The organism is Paenibacillus rubinfantis, from assembly GCF_001486505.1.
Taxonomy (GTDB): Bacteria; Bacillota; Bacilli; order Paenibacillales; family Paenibacillaceae; genus Fontibacillus; species Fontibacillus rubinfantis.
In genome coordinates this window covers 37,743-53,782 of the sequence record NZ_LN909065.1, presented here as the reverse complement: position 1 = coordinate 53,782, position 16,040 = coordinate 37,743, and the positions used below count along the sequence as shown (strand labels likewise).

At 50.8% G+C, this 16,040-nt stretch carries 16 protein-coding genes; 10 read left to right on the top strand and 6 right to left on the bottom strand.

The annotated features are described in order from the left end of the window. Positions 1-8: 8 nt before the first annotated feature. Together BN3277_RS11645 and BN3277_RS11640 are read right to left on the bottom strand one after the other, a co-directional pair. On the bottom strand, positions 9-665 hold the full coding sequence (locus BN3277_RS11645; RefSeq protein ID WP_059042857.1) for a spermidine synthase: 657 nt from the start codon (positions 663-665) through the stop codon (positions 9-11). Positions 666-723: 58 nt separating this feature from the next. After that, positions 724-1,161, bottom strand: a complete 438-nt coding sequence (locus BN3277_RS11640) for a MarR family winged helix-turn-helix transcriptional regulator (protein WP_316244808.1) — start codon at positions 1,159-1,161, stop codon at positions 724-726. A 162-nt stretch (positions 1,162-1,323) separates the two neighbouring features. Here BN3277_RS11640 and BN3277_RS11635 point away from each other — a divergent pair, with 162 nt between their 5' ends. Continuing rightward, positions 1,324-1,779, top strand: coding sequence for a CBS domain-containing protein (locus BN3277_RS11635; protein WP_059042855.1), 456 nt, complete (start codon positions 1,324-1,326; stop codon positions 1,777-1,779). Positions 1,780-1,797: 18 nt separating this feature from the next. Then, complete coding sequence (locus BN3277_RS11630; protein WP_059042852.1) at positions 1,798-3,057, top strand: MFS transporter; 1,260 nt, start codon at positions 1,798-1,800, stop codon at positions 3,055-3,057. 135 nt (positions 3,058-3,192) lie between these two features. Here the strand turns inward: BN3277_RS11630 and BN3277_RS11625 are convergent, their stop codons facing one another. Next, positions 3,193-4,119 (bottom strand): L-lactate dehydrogenase, encoded by a 927-nt coding sequence (locus tag BN3277_RS11625; protein WP_059042850.1) that lies wholly within the window; start codon positions 4,117-4,119, stop codon positions 3,193-3,195. 426 nt (positions 4,120-4,545) lie between these two features. Between BN3277_RS11625 and BN3277_RS11620 the strand changes: the two genes are divergently transcribed. The 5 genes from BN3277_RS11620 to BN3277_RS11600 all read left to right on the top strand — a co-directional run bounded on the left by BN3277_RS11620 (position 4,546) and on the right by BN3277_RS11600 (position 9,753). Then, the gene (locus BN3277_RS11620; RefSeq protein WP_232436405.1) at positions 4,546-5,475 is read left to right on the top strand and encodes a polysaccharide deacetylase family protein; all 930 of its coding nucleotides are present in this window, start codon (positions 4,546-4,548) and stop codon (positions 5,473-5,475) included. A gap of 66 nt (positions 5,476-5,541) precedes the next feature. Beyond that, on the top strand, positions 5,542-6,828 hold the full coding sequence (locus BN3277_RS11615; protein WP_232436404.1) for a WD40/YVTN/BNR-like repeat-containing protein: 1,287 nt from the start codon (positions 5,542-5,544) through the stop codon (positions 6,826-6,828). 449 nt (positions 6,829-7,277) lie between these two features. Next, entirely contained in the window at positions 7,278-8,690 is a 1,413-nt protein-coding gene (ltrA, locus tag BN3277_RS11610) for a group II intron reverse transcriptase/maturase (protein ID WP_059042847.1), read from the top strand. 243 nt (positions 8,691-8,933) lie between these two features. Beyond that, positions 8,934-9,128, top strand: coding sequence for a hypothetical protein (locus BN3277_RS11605; RefSeq protein WP_059042846.1), 195 nt, complete (start codon positions 8,934-8,936; stop codon positions 9,126-9,128). A gap of 205 nt (positions 9,129-9,333) precedes the next feature. After that, positions 9,334-9,753 (top strand): DUF2500 domain-containing protein, encoded by a 420-nt coding sequence (locus BN3277_RS11600; RefSeq protein ID WP_059042844.1) that lies wholly within the window; start codon positions 9,334-9,336, stop codon positions 9,751-9,753. A gap of 135 nt (positions 9,754-9,888) precedes the next feature. Here the strand turns inward: BN3277_RS11600 and BN3277_RS11595 are convergent, their stop codons facing one another. Continuing rightward, the gene (locus tag BN3277_RS11595) at positions 9,889-11,211 is read right to left on the bottom strand and encodes an FAD-dependent oxidoreductase (protein ID WP_059042842.1); all 1,323 of its coding nucleotides are present in this window, start codon (positions 11,209-11,211) and stop codon (positions 9,889-9,891) included. A gap of 266 nt (positions 11,212-11,477) precedes the next feature. On the opposite strand from BN3277_RS11595, the gene BN3277_RS11590 reads away from it, so the two are divergent. The 3 genes from BN3277_RS11590 (at position 11,478) to BN3277_RS11580 (ending at position 13,983) form a co-directional block, all read left to right on the top strand. Further along, the gene (locus tag BN3277_RS11590) at positions 11,478-11,900 is read left to right on the top strand and encodes a cell wall hydrolase (protein WP_059042839.1); all 423 of its coding nucleotides are present in this window, start codon (positions 11,478-11,480) and stop codon (positions 11,898-11,900) included. Positions 11,901-11,942: 42 nt separating this feature from the next. Further along, positions 11,943-12,386, top strand: a complete 444-nt coding sequence (gerQ, locus tag BN3277_RS11585) for a spore coat protein GerQ (protein WP_059042838.1) — start codon at positions 11,943-11,945, stop codon at positions 12,384-12,386. A gap of 316 nt (positions 12,387-12,702) precedes the next feature. Beyond that, positions 12,703-13,983, top strand: coding sequence for a hemolysin family protein (locus BN3277_RS11580; RefSeq protein WP_187380070.1), 1,281 nt, complete (start codon positions 12,703-12,705; stop codon positions 13,981-13,983). A 25-nt stretch (positions 13,984-14,008) separates the two neighbouring features. Here BN3277_RS11580 and BN3277_RS11575 read toward each other — a convergent pair whose 3' ends face one another. Both BN3277_RS11575 and BN3277_RS11570 read right to left on the bottom strand, forming a co-directional pair. Beyond that, on the bottom strand, positions 14,009-14,596 hold the full coding sequence (locus BN3277_RS11575) for an RNA polymerase sigma factor (protein WP_059042836.1): 588 nt from the start codon (positions 14,594-14,596) through the stop codon (positions 14,009-14,011). 205 nt (positions 14,597-14,801) lie between these two features. After that, positions 14,802-16,034, bottom strand: coding sequence for an aminopeptidase (locus tag BN3277_RS11570; protein ID WP_059042835.1), 1,233 nt, complete (start codon positions 16,032-16,034; stop codon positions 14,802-14,804). Positions 16,035-16,040: the final 6 nt, after the last annotated feature.

The following is a 16,040-nucleotide window of genomic DNA, read 5'->3' as shown; positions in this document are numbered from 1 at the left end:
CTTTCTTATCAACGTACGTAAAAAATATAATCCGGATCGCCGTGAGTTTGCGGAACCTCGCGGATCTCCACGTTCCCAAATGCCTCCCGCAATCGCTGAGCAAAATCCGGGGAAGGAGTTGCGCTCCAGAACGACAGGCAACCGCCGGGCCGCAAGCGGCTTTGAAGTGCCGCCAAGCCGGCTTCATCGTACAACGAAGCGTTCGCGTCGAACACCTTCCAATCCGGACCGTTATCGATGTCGAGGCAGATCAGATCAAACGACTCCGCCGTTTCGCGAATCCAAGCAATCAAATCCGCATGGATCAACCGCGTCTTCGCATGCTCCAAGGCCTGTCCATTCACATGGGCCAAGACGGACCGGTTCCATTCAATCACTTTCGCTTCAATCTCAACGACGGTGGCCTCCCGAACACGGGAGTCGCATAAAGCCTCCTGCAGCGAGAAGCCTACGCCAAGTCCGCCGATCAGGACCTTATCGGGAGCTGGAACCAATTCCAGCGCACGGCGAACCAGCAAGCGCTCCGACTCACCATTGTACGTCGCCATTAGAAAGGTGCCATTGCTGATGATCTCGAACGCATCGCCACGCCGCTGCAATTGGATTTCACCTCGGGGCGTTTCCGCACGTTCGATGATTTCAACAGGCAAATCGATATCATTCATCAGGGTTACCTCCTATAGATTAACGTAATATATATTATGTTAACTAACTGTTGTATTGCTAAGAATTGAAATTTAGCAGGGCATGATTAAATTTCTGCAGCAAGGCTGCAAACGTCTCCGTCTCTTCCTTAGGCCAGTCCGCAAGCAATTCTCGAATTCGTGCTAGCCGAGCAGCTTTGTAGATCGTATACTCTTTAATGCCGAGCTCCGTGATCTCCATAAAAAAAGCGCGGCGGTCCGCCGGATCGGGAATTCGCCGCACATAACCTTTTTGCTCGAGCGCAGCAGCTTGGCGGCTGACGGTAGAGATGTCCAATTGAAACTCGTCGGCCAACGATTTGACGCCAACCGCACCGTGGGCATGGATCCGGTGCAGCAGCAGGTAGGCGGAACGGTCTAGATTCCCGTTTTTTCTGGAAGCGGTCACGGTGGTGATTCGCCGATAGAGGACAGCCATCTCCAGTTCGATCGTTTCGAGCGATTTGTCATCCAACATTTCGAATACCTCACAGCCAATAGGATAGGTTTATCGTATCATAGAATGGAGATGAAAATAAATGAATGCGGGCTTTCGTGAAAGGGAAGCGCTTTTACGCATTCCAAGGAATTGACAACAATTTATGTAGTTGTATAATACAATTATACGAGGGGGATATGCATGCAAGCGCATGAGATCATGATCAAGCAGGTGTACAAAGTCAAAGAGACCGATACGGTACGTTCCGTCATCGAGAGATTCATGGAATACCGCATCAGCGGGCTGCCCGTGGTCAACGAACGGAATGAAATCGTGTCCTATATTAGTGACGGCGACATTATGCGTTACATCGGCAAACATCGCGATGTCGTGGTAGATTCGATTTACTACGTCGCCGTATTTAAAGGGGATCAGGAGGACTTTGAACAACGCGCCAAACGACTGCTTGACCTCAACGTCAAAGAGATCGGCAAGAAAAAAGTGTACACCGTTTCATGGGATGAAGAAATTGAGAACATTGCAGCGATTCTAGGGAAGAAGCAAATCAAGAAGCTCCCGGTCGAACGCAACGGAGTGCTGGTCGGAATTATCAGCCGGGGAGATGTGATCCGGCATTCCTTTAAATCATTCTTATAACCCGGGGAAGGAGTTTTTATGTCATCATCGTCAAATACAGCAAATCTCTCGGAAAAGACAGAACGTTTGGAACTTGAAAGCGCCAGCTTATTAAAACAACCCAAAGCCGTTTGGGCTGTTTTTTTTGCCTCGATCATCGCCTTTATGGGCTTGGGGCTGGTTGACCCGATTCTGCCGGCGATAGCCAGCAGTCTAAACGCCTCGCCCAGCGAAGTCACGCTGCTGTTCACCAGCTATAATGCGGTGATGGCGGTCGCCATGCTGATTACCGGGGCGATTTCCTCGCGCATCGGCATCAAGTGGACCTTGCTTGCCGGCATCATAGTGATCGCGGTGTTCTCCGCCCTAGGCGGCATGGCCGGTGACGTGTGGACGATTATCGGACTGCGCGGCGGCTGGGGGCTCGGTAACGCCTTATTCGTCGCTACGGCCTTGTCAGCCATCGTCACTTTATCCGGCAGCGGAACGGCCAAAGCGGTTATTTTGTATGAAGCAGCGGTTGGCCTTGGCATTTCAGTTGGCCCGCTTGTCGGCGGCTGGCTGGGCGCCATCTCGTGGCGTGGACCATTCCTTGGCGTAGCCGGATTGATGGTGATTGCATTTGCTGGACTTAGCCTCCTGATGCCAAAAGCGTCCGAGAAGTCCAGCGGCGATTCCAAAGATTCCAAAGCTTCGCGTACTTCCTTATTGGCCCCGTTCCGGGCTTTGCGCTATCGTTCCCTTGTCGTGTTGGGATTAACGGCTTGCTTCTATAACATCGGTTTCTTTACGCTGATGGCGTATGCACCGTTTGTCATGGGACTGGATGAACATGGTTTGGGATATGTGTTCCTGGCATGGGGGGTACTGCTGGCCATCACTTCCGTATTTACTGCGCCTAAGCTCCAGGAGAAATTCGGCACGGTAAAATCGATGGGGATGATGCTGTTCTTATTCGCTCTGATGCTGCTGGCAATGGGGATTTGGACGGATATTCCTTGGGTCATCATCGCTGCCGTCATCGTCGCCGGGGCGCTGTTAGGGAACAATAACACCTTGATTACAACGGCAGTGATGAACGCCTCGCCGGCCGAGCGTTCCACGGCTTCGGCCGCTTACAGCTTCCTGCGGTTTCTGGGCGGGGCGTTGGCACCGTTTATGGCCGGCAAGCTGGCGGAATGGTTTAATCCCCATGTACCGTTCCTCGTTGGCTCCGGGTTCGTGTTGCTGGCCGTGTTTTTTATCGCCCTCAATCATAAGCATGTCAAACATGTGGATGCTGTAAATTCAGGTCATTGAAGAGATCAGAGTTAATAGCATGAAATCTTATGATTAACCGCATGAATTTATTTAGATCAAAAACGTCCGGACCGCAGAATAGCGAGCCCGGACATTTGTTGTTTTATCGCTGAAGAGAACGAAGTTCGCCGAAAATTATAGATCCAGGTTGGCGATTTCTGATTTCAGTTTATTGGCAGAGGCGTGGAATTGAGTCAGCTCGTCATTGCTCAGCTTCAGGTCCAGCACTTCGCGAACACCCGAGCGGTCAACGATGCTAGGTACGCCAAGATAAACGTCGGAGACCCCGTTATAATCAGTCAGCAGCGTCGATACGTTCAGTACGGATGCCTCGTTCTGCAGAATGGAGACGATAATCCGGTCCAACGCCAGAGCGATGGCATAGGAAGTCGCACCTTTGGCGTTAATGATCTCGTAAGCCGCATTCTTCGTGCTGTTGAAAATCTCCTCGCGATCCGCATCGGAGAATTCCAGCCCGATTCCCGCTACGTTCGCCAAGCTCCACAGCGGAAGCTCGGAGTCCCCATGTTCGCCGATAATGTGCGCATGGATGCTGCGCGGGTTAATCTTCTTGTTCTGTCCGATCAAATAACGGAAACGCGCACTGTCGAGCAAGGTACCGGAGCCAATGACGCGATTGGACGGGAATCCGCTCTTTTTCAAAGTGACATAAGACAGAATGTCAACCGGGTTCGTGGCCACAAGGATAATTCCGTGATCGTTATACTTGACGATATTTTGAATGATGCTGTCGAAAATGCCGGCATTTCGTTTGAGTAAATCGATTCTTGTCTCACCAGGACGTTGGGAGGCACCCGCAGCGATAACGATGACGTCGGCATCGGCGCAATCGCTGTAATCGCCGGCCCATAGTTTAACTCCACCTGTAAATGGAAGGCCGTGGTTCATGTCGAGCGCTTCGCCAAGCGCTTTCTCCTTATTGGCATCGATTAATACCAGCTCAGAAATCCGCTCCCTTAAGAGCAGCGTATAAGCGGTCGTTGCGCCAACCGCCCCCGTGCCGATGATCACGACCCGGCTGGAACGCAGTTTGTTTTTCATTTTTTCATCTCCTCGTCATATTCTCCGAACCTTAGCTTGCGCCATTGCAGGCATTCTTAACCTGGTACAGCGCATGCGTTCAGGCTGCTTCGCCGCTTCCCGGAAGAAGCGCGATATGTATTTCGCCCAAACTCATTGTACCTGAAAGAAGCTCAAAATTTAAAGTAAAATGTGGAATATTCAGTTTTGATAGAGAAGTTACATAAAATATATTATGTAAACTTAATGGCGAATTTGAAACTTGTTATCACTTTGTAACCAGCGATTAACGATTCTGTAAGGACGAAACTCTCGCTTTATATTATTCTAGTAAATAGAAAAAGAGAGAGGAATCCGGTGAACGATATGTCGCCTTACAGAAGACGAAGTGAAAAACATGGAGGCCGCTCTGCGCGTACCGGCGCAACGCGCCAGGTGAAATTCGTCATGATGGCAGCGATTGTCCTAGCGGCGTCATCTCTGGCGCTGACTGCGGTTGCGGTCACTCCGATGCTGCATGACTCGCTCCCGTTTCAGTCATCCAAGCCAACCCGGGTAGTCCTTCCGGCCAAACTGGCAAGCGCAGGAGAGGTGGGGGATGAACAAAACGTGACTCTGGTCGATTCCCAGCCCACCGTGGAACCCAGCGTATCTCCGACAGAACTTGAGCCGGCACCTGCTGTTCAGCCAACCGTCGAAACGCAAGCACCCGAGACGCAAACGCCAGTGACACCCGATAAGAAAGTCCAAACACCAGCGAAGCAGCAAAAGGTCATCTACTTAACCTTTGATGATGGACCTAGCAAATATACGGAATCGCTGCTGGATATTTTGGAGCGTTATCAGATCCACGGCACGTTTTTTATGATCGGAAATCAGCTTAGCAGCCACAAGGAAACCGTAAATCATGTGGTGGAGGCCGGTCATTATGTTGGTTTGCACAGCATGAGTCACAACAAGAAGAAGTTGTATGAAGGGAAAGGGGCGGCTCAGTTCATCGAAGAATTCATTAAGGAACAGAAATTAGTCGAGAAGCTGACAGGGACGAAGCCTACGCTGATTCGCGCGCCTTACGGAAGCAAACCGGCGATCGACAAGAAGTTTCGGGGCGATATCGCCAAGGCCGGTTTTCGGATGTGGGACTGGACCGTGGACTCGAAGGATTGGAAATATCCGGACAGCCCCAGCACGATCCTGAAGGAGGTAAAGCGGCAAACGCACCGAAACACGGAAGTGATTCTGCTGCACGAAAAAGCGCAAACCGTTAAGGTTCTGCCGCAGATTATCGAATATCTGCAAAGCAAAGGTTATGCCTTTGCCGTATATAAACCCGATCAGCATGTTACCGTCAATTTCGGGAATGATCCGCGGCTGTAGCCGCGGATTTCACCTGTGGTATAATGATGTACATACAAGTTTATGCAGAAAGCGAGGTGGTTCGGGTTGACCTTGTGGCAAAAGTTGGCCGGAACCGCCCTGGTCATGTCGCTGCTTCTGACGGCTTGCACCTCCGAGCCGCCTCCGACATCCGCCCCAACGCAGGATGAGCCTGCCGAAGAAGGGCAGACGATCACGGTGATTAATCCGGTATCGTCCGAAAACCAGGGAAATCCCGCCGCCGCTTCGGCGGAGAACAAAAACAATCGCTACCAGATCCAAACCCGTCTAACTGATTTTCAATTGTTAAGTGCAACAACCGGTCTAGCCTGGGGCTGCACGCGCAATGAGCTGAGGCTCTATATTACGGAAGACAACGGCAAAACCTGGACGAATATTTCACCCGCGGCTTCCGTGCCGTTTCCGACCACACCGGAGTATGGCAAGGATATCTTTTTCCTGGACCCGAATCATGGCTTTATCGTACGTAATCCCGCGGGCTCCGGAGATACGATCGTTCTGCGAACAACCGATGGCGGAGTCACGTGGAAGGTAACCTCCTTCCCTGGAAATGGGGAAGTTAAGGCGATGGTGTTCGCCGATCCGTCTAACGGATGGATCTTATCCGAGGGGAATTCGCGAGAGAATGGTCAGCGGTCTTTATTTGCGACGGACGACGGGGCCCAATCCTTCGAAGCTTTGCTGGGTGGAACAGACCCGGTGAGCCTTTTATCATCGGATAACCCAAGCGGGGCTCCCGGTCTACATTCCTCCATGGCTTTTACGAGTCCGCTGCGAGGATTTGTCAGCGAGATCAAGGAAGGACTCCCAAGCTTATATATCACACAGAACGGGGGACTCACCTGGTCGCGGAACGATCGCTTCTTCAACTTGGACAAGTACTCCACCTGTGACAGCTTTACGATTGGCACGGTATCGTTCTTCTCCGGCAATGGGAGGGAGGGCTGGATTCCCGTTGGCTGCAGCCGAGGCAATTCAACGAAATTTAACGGCTATTTTACGGATGATTCCGGCAATACTTGGACTCTAGCTCCGTTTAAATTATCCTGGCAAACCGGATTAAACGAAAAGCTCACGCCCACCTTCTTGACCCGGGATGAAGGGTGGACGATTCTGGATTCAACGGTCTATCATACGACAGACCAAGGGGCAAGCTGGGAGGCGTTGCCGGAGAGCGAGAAGTTGATGGAGACGCTGAAGGGTTATCCCGAAATCGTGAAGCTTCAATTCTTCAACTCTCGGGTGGGTTGGCTGCTCGTGGCCAAAGAAGATCAGCAACGCTCGCTGCTCATGCAAACGAAGGATGGGGGACAGAGCTGGCAAGTGTTGTAGGATGACGATGAGATCAAGCACGGCACAGGGTGTCGTGCTTTTTTAGTGCGCCACGCATGGCGCGTAGCTAGGCGGTGAAAGTCCGCTATGGGGGCTGGCAGTTGCCAACCATTAGCCAAGAGCAAGGGTGTCCATCGTGAGGTGGAATCTGAAGGAAGCTGGAGGCAAAGTCCCGGCCTGAGGAACACGAATCGCATCAGGCATCCAAAGTGGGATGAGTCTGCTAAACAAGACGAAATCCAATAAACTGCACGGACACGCGGATGTAAATGCGGCGGGTATACGGGATGAAAGTTACGCGTCTTACCGTGGGAGGTCTCATGGACGTGAGGAGATGAATTTCAAATCATGGTTGAAACAAGATTTATCATGAGAAGTCAGCAGACGCCATAGTACCTCGGTTAGTCGACAACTTGAGGGAAGGGCTGAACCTAAGGAGGTGTGGGTTAATGAATGGTACCGAAACAGGAGTCAAGTGCAGCCAACTTCGAAGAGAAGGCTCGACGCAAAACGTACATGCGGAACATGGAGAATATGCGGGAGCGCACAGTCCTGAGCGGATACCTGAAACCGACAGCACCGACGCAACCGAGTCGAAGGACGAGTTGCTTGAGAAAATCGTTAGCAGAGACAACATGAACGAAGCGTTCAAGCGGGTCAAAACTAACAAAGGATCTCACGGAATCGACGGGATGGGAGTAGATGAACTTCTACAATATCTCCGAGAGAACGGAGAAACCATCAAGGAATCCATTCTGGACGGAACCTACCGTCCGAATCCTGTTCGAAGGGTAGAAATCCCGAAAGAGAACGGAAAGAAGAGAAACCTGGGAATTCCTACGGTTGTTGACCGAGTTATCCAACAGGCGATCGCTCAAGTGCTTACCCCGATCTACGGAAAACAGTTTTCGGAGAACAGTTTCGGATTCCGACCCAAGAGAAGCGCACATAACGCTATTCAGAGAAGCCAATCAAACATCGAAGAAGGGTACAAATACGTGGTCGATATGGACTTGGAGAAATTCTTTGACACCGTTAACCAAAGCAAATTGGTGGAAGTCTTATCCCGAACCATTAAAGACGGGCGGGTCATCTCGCTCATCCACAAGTACCTGAAAGCCGGCGTTGTCGTGAAGCACCGCTTCGAGGATACGGAAATCGGCGTACCGCAAGGGGGCAATCTGAGTCCAATTCTCAGCAACATTATGCTGAACGAACTGGACAAGGAACTGGAAAGCCGCGGGCACCGCTTCGTGCGCTATGCGGACGATCTCCTGATCTTCAGCAAAAGCAAAAGGAGCGCGGAACGGACACTGGAGAACATTCTTCCCTTCATTGAAAAGAAGTTGTTTCTCAAAGTGAACCGGGAAAAGACAGTGGTGGACGAGGCGTGGAAGGTTAAATTTCTTGGGTTCTCCTTCTACAAAAGGAAAGGAGAGACACGAGTCCGCATTCATCCGAAATCCGCTGCCAAGATGAAAGTCAAAGTAAAGGAGCTCACGTCCAGAAGCAACGGGATGGGAAATGAAGAACGAGCCGAAAAGCTTAGACGCTACATCATGGGGTGGATCAACTACTACAAAATAGCGGATATGAAAAGTATGCTCCAATCCACGGATGAATGGATGAGAAGGCGGATTCGCATGATCTTCTGGAAGCAGTGGAAACGAGTGAGGACGAAATTCGAGAAACTGCAATCGCTCGGAATCCAAGGACAAAAAGCATGGGAATACGCAAACACGAGAAAGGGCTACTGGAGAATCTCCAATAGCCCCGTCCTCTCGAAGTCCCTCGGAAATAACACCCTCAAGGGCTTAGGATTTCTCTTCTTCTCGGATTATTATCGACAAGTAACTGCGTAAACTTAGGAACCGCCGTATACCGAACGGTACGTACGGTGGTGTGGGAGGTCGGCTACTCAATTAATGGGTAGCCTCCTACCCGATTGCAATAGAATAAAGAAATCTTGTGACGTTCATCATATTGTGAAAATTATCACGTGCGTTCCTCGGACTTTGTGATATATTTAACTTGTAAGGAAGATCAGGAACAAAGGCAAGAACAAAACGGAGCTCACGCTCCCATTACGATAGGAGTGGATAGAAATGAAAACAGCTCATGAAGAAACCGTAACCCGTAACTACCTGCAGTTTTGCTACAATTGCGATGACGCTCACCTGTGTACGACCGAGGAACAATGCAAAGCTTGCTGGGCAGAGAAAGGACTTGACGAGGCATTCGAAGTGGAAGCCGATGGTGCCGAAGAGACCCGTCAACTGTTGTTCGAATACTATGCTTGATTCAAAACGATCCGGATCCGCCCCCAAGTAACCTCCGATTCGCAAGTGCGAATTGGGGGTTTTTGGTTTTTCTATCGGAATCTTGGACAAGAGTGGCATATTTTCTGGACACGTTGAATAACAAGTTTTATTTCGGGCCGCATATACTTAGGGGGAAAGGGGAGTACGACGGTACGGAGCAACCTCTTGAAGGAGGGATAACGCGATGCAGTCTTGGACGGAAATGTTTGGCGTGGTGGAAACGGCGCTGCCGATCTTGTTCATTGTCATCATCGGGATCTTGGCAGTAACGGTAGCCGGAGGCTTTATTCGCTCCATCGGAAACAACAGACAGCCGGTGCTTAGCGTTCAGTCCGTCATTGTCGGGAAGCGGACCGAGGTCAGCCACCGTCATGACACCGACACCTCGGTGAATCGTTCCGACACGAAGTATTATGTGACCTTCGAGGTCGAGAGCGGCGATCGCTTAGAGTTTGCCGTGTCTGGAATCGAATACGGGCAATGTGCGGAGGGGGACGAAGGCAAGCTGACGTTCCAGGGTCGCCGTTACCATGGATTCGAGCGGGCGGGCCGAACCTATCGGACCGAGCTGCAGGAATACCGGAAATCGCATAGCTCCGGGTAATATGAGTCTGAGAACCGAATCTAACAAGAAAGGCAGGCAGGGCAAGATTGAAACAGGCCGGACAGAAAAAAACAGAAGCGTAACGACGAGTCGAACAAAACGACTTTTGCGGATACGCTTCTGTTTTTGTTTGATTTAATAGGATAAGGCCTTAGTTTGGGCTTGCTCCAGAATCGCCTGGGCGACAGTGCGGCCGCTGGAGAAGGCGCGTTCGGCTAACTCGCCCTTGCCTTCGCAGCCGTCTCCGCAGAAGAGGAAAGGCACGCCTGCCACACGGTTGGGCAGCAGCTTGTTTGTATGGATGTTTTTGACGCTGGCGACCATCGCTTTCTTAGACACGCGTTTGACCTCGACAAACTCGCGCCAGTTCGGATAGTACGTATCGAACAACGCCTCCATTTGCTGGGTCTTCTGCTCCAGGTATTGCTTCTTCTGTTCCTCATCGGTGAAGTCGTCATTTAGGTAGGCGATTCCTTGCAGCAGCTGACCGTGCACAGGCGCGACCGTGTAATCAGTGGCTGAGACGTCGCTGATAAAAATCTTATGATCCATATCGCTGATATAGTGGAACGGACGGTTAACGACTTTGGAGAAGCCCACGTCGTAAACGAGCACCTCGGTTGAGGAGCAGTCCTTAAACGGTTCCAGCGAACTGGCCCATGGCGTATTCTCCAGCAGTTTGGTCACTTGTTGGACCGGCATGGCGAAGATCACTTGATCATAAACGAGCTGCTGTCTGGTTTTCGTATTCAGTACGAATTTCCCGTCTTCCATCGTAATCGATTCGACCGGTTCCTTCACGGCGATCTCCCAGTCTTTGTTCTCGCCGATTTTATGAATCAGCTGATCGGTAATCGTCGCCCAGCTGCCTAAAATGTAGCTAACCGGCCGGCCGGAGAGGAACAGGTTATGATAATATTCCGCGATCACTTCACCGGATACCTTGCGCGCTTCCTCCGGTGTGATAAAAAAGTTGGAGCAGACGAGATGCTCCCACAGCTCCTTTACGTCCGCCGAAGCGTGCGAGTGGTCCAGATAATCACCGAGGGTCCGATGCTGCTTCAAATGATGGATGTTACCAATGACGGCCGCGATTTCAGCGACGAACCGGATTTTCTCCTTTGCACTCAGGACATCCGTCTTCATAATATTAAAGAAATCGAGCGGGGCAGGGGTTAAACGTCCGTGCTTGGCGTACATCACTTTACGTTTATCCACCTGTTTGCTTTGAAACTTCAAATGCAGCTCTTCTTCCATCGTATGGAGCGTATGTCTGTCGATACCGTATACCGCGTGTGCTCCGTAGTTCAGCGTAAATCCCGATTTCTCATAAGTGAAAGCCCGTCCGCCGAGTTGCGGGCTCCGTTCAAACACTGTTCCGGACGTATCATTGTGATCCGACAGGTATGCGGCAGCCGTAAGCCCGGCCAGACCGCCGCCAATAATCGCGATTCTCATGAGGTAACCTCCTAAAAGGTAAAATGAAGCAACCGTTTTATAAAGAAACCAGCAAAAACATATAAAAAAACATTATTCATCTACAGTATATGCTATTCATGTAAGCGCGTCCATAGAAATAGACACAAAATGTTCAAGGTTGTAACCGTATTCACAAGTAAACGAATGACTAGAGACTTGACACCGATTTTTTTCCAGTTACAAGCACCTCCATAGGCGGATGCACATAGAATATAGCGTTCAGCAGAGAGGGAGGAGGAGCCAATTTGGCCGTCATTAAAGCAAACTCCGAAGACGTTAGGCTGCTGGCGCGCCTGATGCGCGCAGAAGCGGAAGGAGAAGGCGAACAGGGCATGTTGATGGTCGGCAATGTCGGCGTGAACCGAATTCTGGGCAATTGTCTTGATTTTCGTGATATCCGCGACATGAATCGGATGGTGTTTCAGAATCCCGGCGGGTTTGAGGCAACGGTGAAAGGCTATTTCTACCAACGGGCACGGGATCGCGACATTCGAATGGCTCAGCGTGTCATCAATGGCGAACGGGTCTGGCCGGCCTCCAACGCTTTGTGGTTTTTCCGGCCGGCGGGAGATTGTCCCGCAACCTGGTATAACCAGCGAAATACAGGCAGGTTTAAAGCCCACTGTTTCTTTGCTCCATCCCAGGAGGATTGCCCTTCCGTGTTTTAATTTCACGTTTCGCTTCACCAATCATGAGGAGGAATGAATTACATGTTTACTCAGCCATTCCGGCCGGCCGCGTATCCCGCAGGCCATAGTACTTATCCGACAATGCCCATGGGAGGCGGATATCCGCAGCCAACCGGTGGGGGCATGCCGCCCCAAGTTCCGAGCGGGAGTCCGATGACGCCAGGGGGCGCTGTGATGCCCATGCCGATGCAGAACTTTGAACAATCTTACATCGAGAATATCTTCCGTTTGAATCTGGGCAAAATCGGGACGTTTTATATGACTTACGAAAACAACAGCGAATGGAACGCAAAGGTATTCAAAGGCGTACTGGAAGCTGCTGGCCGCGACCATATCATCATCAGCGATCCCACTACCGGCGTGCGTACGGTCATGCTGATGGTCAATTTCGACTATGCGACATTCGACGAACCGCTTGTCTATCAATATCCCGGCGTGATCGGTTCCCCGCCGCCAACTCGATAAGATTCAGCCAGGTCCCCCTCGAAATGGGGGCCTTTTTATTTTTGGAGCTCGACATGCCTGTTCGTCAGGAATACCGCAGCGTTTGACTGTGTAGTGTATAATAATATAATTAAGAAGAATTCATCATACAGGATGCACATGGCATGGCAAAAGGAGATGGATCCCTTGGGAAATTAACGCGGCAGTTCTCATATGAAAAGAAACGAAATCACAAAGACTTTAACTCACGAAGGAGGTGCACCTATTCACCGCCGGTACGGTGGGAATAGGAAACGTATTGGGTGACCCTTTACCGAGTCTTTATTATGTAGGATTCATGGTGTTATTGGTGTTGCTTAACGGATTTTTTGTGTCGGCTGAATTTGCCATCGTGAAGGTGAAGAGCTCCCGGATTGAGGCTTTAGCCGAGGAGGGGCGAAGGAATGCGAGGATCGCTAAAGAGCTGTTAAACCGGTTGGACGGGTATTTGTCGGCCTGTCAGGTGGGGATTACGCTCAGCTCACTGGGACTTGGCTGGCTCGGCGAACCGGTGGTGGCCCGAATGCTTGGCCCGCTGTTTGAGATGATGGGCTTAGGCGAAAGGCCGGTCATCGTCGTTTCGTTCGCTGTTTCGTTTATCCTGATCGCCATTCTGCATATCGTGCTAGGGGAATTGGCCCCTAAAACGATCGCCGTCCGCAAGGCCGAGACCATCACCTTATGGTTTGCTTGGCCGATGCGCTTCTTTTACCGGTTGATGTATCCCTTCATATGGTTGCTCAACGGGCTATCCGCCGGCCTCTTGCGGTTGTTTGGCATCGCACCGGTGTCGGAGCAGGACTCGCTTCATACGGAGGAAGAAATCCGTGTCATGATGAAGGAGAGCAGCGAGAGCGGATTAATCGACAGTACGGAAATGTCGCTGGTGGACAATATTTTTGAGTTCGCCGATACGACGGCTCGGGAGATCATGATCCCCCGAACGGAAATGATCTGTTTATACACCCAGCATTCGCTGGAAGAAAACCTGGAGATCGCCTTAGAAGGCACAAGAACCCGTTACCCCGTTTGTAATCAGGATAAAGACCATATTATCGGATTTATTCATATTAAGGATTTGATTCGCTCCCAAACCCGCCATCTTCGCGATTTGATTCGACCGATCATGGCCGTGCCGGAATCGATCCCCATCAGCGATTTGATGAAGCGCATGCAGCGGGGAAGAACACAAATCGCCATCTTGATCGACGAATATGGCGGAACCTCCGGAATGGTCACGTTGGAGGACATCGTTGAAGAGATCGTCGGTGAAATCCAGGATGAGTTTGACGAGGAGCGTCCCGGAATCGAGCAGTTGGACACCCATGAATACTCCATCGACGGTTTGATGCTAATCGAGTCCATCAATGACCGATTCGGCCTTGAACTGGATTCCGACGATTATGACACCATTGGCGGATGGTTATATTCTCGGATTGATATTCTGCCTCCGCAAGTGGGGCAAACCGTAGAATACGGCGAATATACGTACATGGTAGAGGAAACCGACAACAAGAGAATTTCCCGCGTCAAACTCATTCGACAGCAACTGCTGCCGTTGGAAGAAGCCGGCGCTTAAATCAAAAGCAAACCGGATGTCTCTCTTATAACGAGGCATCCGGTTTTTGTTCGTCCCATTCGCTATGCAGCATTTTTTTGATTCCTTCCCGTGTACGGTATAACCGCTGCCGGACGAGATTCTCGCATACGCCCATCCGTTCGGCAATCTCTTTATAGCTAAGCCCCTGCTTCCAGCGGTATTCAAACAGCATTCGATATTCCGGTTTGATGTGATGTAAATAGGAGCAGATGGCCTCTTCCAGCAGTTTGGTCTCCACGCAGCCCTCTACGGAATCCTTATGCCATGCGGTAGCGGCGATCTCCTGCATCGCGCTGTCCGAGTCGACGGTACAGTCATGCTTCCGATTTTTGCGCAAATAAGTGATAGCCATATTCCTCGTTACCGTCTTCAGCCAAGCGCGTAGGCTATTTTCGTTATCAAAGGCCGGCTTCTTGAGGACCACCATCAGGAAGGCTTCCTGGATAATATCCTCGGTCGCTTGATGATCTTTAACCATATAAAATACCGTGCCGTAGACCAAATCCAAATAAGCATAATAGACTTCTTCCTGCACAGGATCAGGCAGATCCAAATAATTAGCGGCAAGCAAACAACGTAACCGACTAGCCATAAAAGTACCTCTCCATCTCCATCTCATGTCCCAATCCTAGTTCAAGAGATTGCTCTATTCCAATATTACTCTACATTCTTATGAAAAGGAACGATTTACCATAATTATAACAGAATTGTGATTTATCCGTCATTTTTCAGCAGATAGTTGCAAAAAAGCGCCCCAGGCAGATTTCTGCCGGGAGCGCTTGTGTTTTGGGGTGGGTTTAGAATGCCCAATTTCCTTTTGCGAAGATCGGTTCTTCCTTGCCGTCCGCGGTAACGCCGAAAATATCCATCTCGGCAGATCCGACCATAAAGTCCTCGTGCGCCAGACTGGAATTTAATCCGCGTTGCGCCAATTCCTCCTGGGACATCGATTTGCCGCCATCCAGGTTAAAGGCGTAAGCATTGCCGATGGCCAGGTGATTGGAGGCGTTCTCGTCAAACAGCGTATTGTAGAACAAGATCCCCGATTGCGAGATAGGGGAGTTATGAGGGACCAGCGCCACCTCGCCCAAATAATGCGATCCTTCGTCCAGCTCCACGAGCTGCTTCAGGACATCGGCGCCAACTTCTGCTTGATGGTCGACGATCCGTCCGTTCTCAAAAGTCAACGAGAAGCGGTCGATAATGGTGCCGCGGTAGCTCAGCGGCTTCGTCGCTGCCACCGTGCCGTTTACACCGGTTTTGAGCGGAGCGGTGAAGACCTCCTCCGTTGGCAGATTGGCCAGGAACGTATTGCCTTGCGCGTTGATGCTTTCGGCTGCAACCCAGAGGTGGCCTTCCGGCAGCTCGATCGTGAGATCAGTGCCAGGCGCTTTATAATGAAGCTTCTTATAACGCTTGGCGTTCAAATAATCGGACTTTTGCGTCAGATTATCGATGTGCTGCTTCCAAGCCGCGATAGGGTCCGGTTGATCCAGGCGAACCGTGCGGAAGATCGCTTCCCACAACGCCTGAACGCGTTGCTCTTCGGGAAGGTTAGGGAACACTTTGTCTGCCCAAACCTTGGAAGGAACCGCAACGATCGACCAGCTGAACTTGTCGGACATTTGCATTTCGCGGTATTTGCTCATCGCTTTGCCGTACGTTTTCTGATGGTTGGTGAGCCGTTCAGTGGACACGCCTTTCAACAAATCCGGGTCGGACGAGATGACATGCAGGACAGCAGCGCCGTTCTCCACGTATTCCAGCATTTCGCCAGCATACCATTTCGGTTCGTCCAAAAAGGATTCCTCAGCAGCCAGATCATAGCGAAGGCGGGTGACGACATCGTCGCTCCAGTTGACTTTGACAAATCTCGCGCCGGCTTCATAAGCTTGCTTAACGATAAGTCGGACGAGCTCCGCACAATCGATGGTCGCGTTGATGATAAGGTTTTGGCCAGGCTGTACGTTTACGCCTATTTTAACGGCCAATTCTGCATATTTTTCCAGTTTCGTTTGAAAATCGGACATATACGG

Excerpts from the sequence above, each read along its gene's own strand:
- BN3277_RS11620 (WP_232436405.1), top strand. The coding sequence starts at position 4,546 with ATGATGGCAGCGATTGTCCTAGCGGCGTCATCTCTGGCGCTGACTGCG.
- BN3277_RS11580 (WP_187380070.1), top strand. The coding sequence starts at position 12,703 with ATGGTGTTATTGGTGTTGCTTAACGGATTTTTTGTGTCGGCTGAATTT.
- BN3277_RS11600 (WP_059042844.1), top strand. The coding sequence starts at position 9,334 with ATGCAGTCTTGGACGGAAATGTTTGGCGTGGTGGAAACGGCGCTGCCG.
- BN3277_RS11635 (WP_059042855.1), top strand. The coding sequence starts at position 1,324 with ATGCAAGCGCATGAGATCATGATCAAGCAGGTGTACAAAGTCAAAGAG.
- ltrA (WP_059042847.1), top strand. The coding sequence starts at position 7,278 with ATGAATGGTACCGAAACAGGAGTCAAGTGCAGCCAACTTCGAAGAGAA.
- BN3277_RS11575 (WP_059042836.1), bottom strand. The coding sequence starts at position 14,596 with ATGGCTAGTCGGTTACGTTGTTTGCTTGCCGCTAATTATTTGGATCTG.
- BN3277_RS11645 (WP_059042857.1), bottom strand. The coding sequence starts at position 665 with ATGAATGATATCGATTTGCCTGTTGAAATCATCGAACGTGCGGAAACG.
- BN3277_RS11625 (WP_059042850.1), bottom strand. The coding sequence starts at position 4,119 with ATGAAAAACAAACTGCGTTCCAGCCGGGTCGTGATCATCGGCACGGGG.
- BN3277_RS11630 (WP_059042852.1), top strand. The coding sequence starts at position 1,798 with ATGTCATCATCGTCAAATACAGCAAATCTCTCGGAAAAGACAGAACGT.
- BN3277_RS11595 (WP_059042842.1), bottom strand. The coding sequence starts at position 11,211 with ATGAGAATCGCGATTATTGGCGGCGGTCTGGCCGGGCTTACGGCTGCC.
- BN3277_RS11605 (WP_059042846.1), top strand. The coding sequence starts at position 8,934 with ATGAAAACAGCTCATGAAGAAACCGTAACCCGTAACTACCTGCAGTTT.
- gerQ (WP_059042838.1), top strand. The coding sequence starts at position 11,943 with ATGTTTACTCAGCCATTCCGGCCGGCCGCGTATCCCGCAGGCCATAGT.
- BN3277_RS11570 (WP_059042835.1), bottom strand. The coding sequence starts at position 16,034 with ATGTCCGATTTTCAAACGAAACTGGAAAAATATGCAGAATTGGCCGTT.
- BN3277_RS11640 (WP_316244808.1), bottom strand. The coding sequence starts at position 1,161 with ATGTTGGATGACAAATCGCTCGAAACGATCGAACTGGAGATGGCTGTC.